The organism is Vibrio sp. 1249-1 (assembly GCF_033340495.1).
The window spans coordinates 1-316 of sequence record NZ_JAWOWJ010000675.1 but is presented as its reverse complement, the minus strand read 5'-3'; the positions used below and the strand labels follow the sequence as shown (position 1 = coordinate 316).

The window sequence follows — 316 nt, the reverse complement described above, 5'->3', positions numbered from 1 at the left end:
CATGAACCCAAGTATTTTAGGCATGATGGAAGCGTTATCTGGGCCAGTTATCGCAATGATCTTGTTCATTATGCCGATGTTGGCGGTACATAAGATTGAGTCGATGAAGCAGTATCGTGGAAAGCTCTCTACCTATTTTGTTCTGATCACAGGTATTGTTGCGGTAAGTGCTTTGGTTTTTAGCTTACTCAGCTAAGAAGGGGTTACTTTGAGTGATTTTCAGGGGAATACCGTTTACAACTGAAGGTAATTCCCTGAATTTTGCTTTTGTTTTCTAAAACGTAATCTAGCTTACGTCACTCCACTAAATAAGAGC

General features: G+C 40.2%; 1 pseudogene. It reads left to right on the top strand.

The annotated features are described in order from the left end of the window. Positions 1 to 196: pseudogene (locus R7Z50_RS28280) on the top strand (HAAAP family serine/threonine permease); the annotation flags it as partial. Positions 197 to 316: the final 120 nt, after the last annotated feature.